General features: G+C 58.1%; 2 rRNA genes. Both read right to left on the bottom strand.

Going from position 1 to position 2,331, the window contains the following annotated elements:
- Window positions 1-1,040, bottom strand: a 23S ribosomal RNA gene (locus CCB157_RS16950); the annotation flags it as partial.
- A gap of 117 nt (window positions 1,041-1,157) precedes the next feature.
- Window positions 1,158-2,331: ribosomal RNA gene (locus CCB157_RS16945) — 16S ribosomal RNA — on the bottom strand; the annotation flags it as partial.

Genomic DNA, 2,331 nt, shown 5'->3' with positions numbered 1-2,331 from the left:
GCCGGCGGTCTGGGCTGTTTCCCTCTCGACGACGGATCTTATCACTCGCCGTCTGACTCCCGAGGATAAGTCGTTGGCATTCGGAGTTTGAGTGAGCTCGGTAATCCTGTGGGGACCCCTCACCCAATCAGTGCTCTACCTCCAAGACTCTCACCTCGAGGCTAGCCCTAAAGCTATTTCGGGGAGAACCAGCTATCTCCGTGTTCGATTGGCATTTCACCCCTACCCACACCTCATCCCCGCCTTTTTCAACAGACGTGGGTTCGGGCCTCCAGTGCGCGTTACCGCACCTTCACCCTGGGCATGGGTAGATCACACGGTTTCGGGTCTGCGACCCCAAACTCATCGCCCTCTTCAGACTCGCTTTCGCTGCGGCTCCGCCTCTCCGGCTTAACCTCGCTTGGGATCGCAACTCGCCGGTCCATTCTGCAAAAGGTACGCCGTCATCCCGCAAAGGGGACTCCGACTACTTGTAAGCACACGGTTTCAGGATCTCTTTCACTCCCCTCCCGGGGTGCTTTTCACCTTTCCCTCACGGTACTGGTTCACTATCGGTCACCGGGTAGTATTTAGCCTTGGGAGATGGTCCTCCCTGCTTCCGACGGGATTTCCCGTGTCCCGCCGTACTCAGGATCCACTCTGCGACTTTGGACGTTTCGGCTACAGGGCTGTTACCTTCTCCGGCCGGCCTTTCCAGACCGCTTCGCCTACGCCCGCCGCCGCGTGATGAGTGTCCTACAACCCCCGGCGCTCAAAAGAACGCCGGGTTTGGGCTCCTCCCGTTTCGCTCGCCGCTACTCAGGGAATCGCGTTTGCTTTCTTTTCCTCCGGGTACTAAGATGTTTCAGTTCCCCGGGTCTGCCCTCCGCACCCTATGGATTCAGGTGCGGATCCCGCCCGTTCAGGGCGGGGGGTTCCCCCATTCGGAGATCTCCGGATCAACGCCTACTTACGGCTCCCCGAAGCATATCGGTGTTCGTCCCGTCCTTCATCGGCTCCCGGTGCCAAGGCATCCACCGTGCGCTCTTACTCACTTAACCTGTGTGATGCTCGGACCTTCGTTATGCAGTTTTCAAGGTGCAACGCTGAAGGATCGCTCCTTCAAAACCAAACAAAAGCCTAAGCGCACGCCCACGGACATTTTATTCATTCCTTAGAAAGGAGGTGATCCAGCCGCACCTTCCGATACGGCTACCTTGTTACGACTTCACCCCAATCATCTGCCCCACCTTCGGCGGCTGCCTCCCTTCCGGGTTGGCGCACCGACTTCGGGTGTTGCAGACTCTCGTGGTGTGACGGGCGGTGTGTACAAGGCCCGGGAACGTATTCACCGCGGCATGCTGATCCGCGATTACTAGCGATTCCGGCTTCATGCAGGCGAGTTGCAGCCTGCAATCCGAACTGAGAGCGGCTTTTTGGGATTCGCTCCCCCTCGCGGGTTCGCAGCCCTTTGTACCGCCCATTGTAGCACGTGTGTAGCCCAGGTCATAAGGGGCATGATGATTTGACGTCATCCCCACCTTCCTCCGGTTTGTCACCGGCAGTCACGTTAGAGTGCCCAACTCAATGCTGGCAACTAACGTCAAGGGTTGCGCTCGTTGCGGGACTTAACCCAACATCTCACGACACGAGCTGACGACAACCATGCACCACCTGTCACTCTGTCCCCCCGAAGGGGGAAAACCCTATCTCTAGGGCGGTCAGAGGATGTCAAGACCTGGTAAGGTTCTTCGCGTTGCTTCGAATTAAACCACATGCTCCACCGCTTGTGCGGGCCCCCGTCAATTCCTTTGAGTTTCAGCCTTGCGGCCGTACTCCCCAGGCGGAGTGCTTAATGGGTTACCTTCAGCACTAAGGGGTTTGACCCCCCTAACACCTAGCACTCATCGTTTACGGCGTGGACTACCAGGGTATCTAATCCTGTTTGCTCCCCACGCTTTCGCGCCTCAGCGTCAGTTGCAGGCCAGAGAGCCGCTTTCGCCACTGGTGTTCCTCCACATCTCTACGCATTTCACCGCTACACGTGGAATTCCACTCTCCTCTCCTGCACTCAAGCCCTCCAGTTTCCAATGCCCATCCGCGGTTGAGCCGCGGGCTTTCACATCAGACTTAAAGGGCCGCCTGCGCGCGCTTTACGCCCAATAATTCCGGACAACGCTCGCCCCCTACGTATTACCGCGGCTGCTGGCACGTAGTTAGCCGGGGCTTTCTCGTCGGATACCGTCAGGACGCCATCATTTCCTATGGCGTTTGTTCGTCTCCGACAACAGAGCTTTACGACCCGAAGGCCTTCCTCGCTCACGCGGCGTCGCTCCGTCAGACTTGCGTCCG

It is taken from the genome of Caenibacillus caldisaponilyticus (assembly GCF_002003465.1).
Taxonomy (GTDB): Bacteria; Bacillota; Bacilli; order Bacillales; family Sporolactobacillaceae; genus Caenibacillus; species Caenibacillus caldisaponilyticus.
This window is presented reverse-complemented; position numbering and strand designations above follow the sequence as displayed.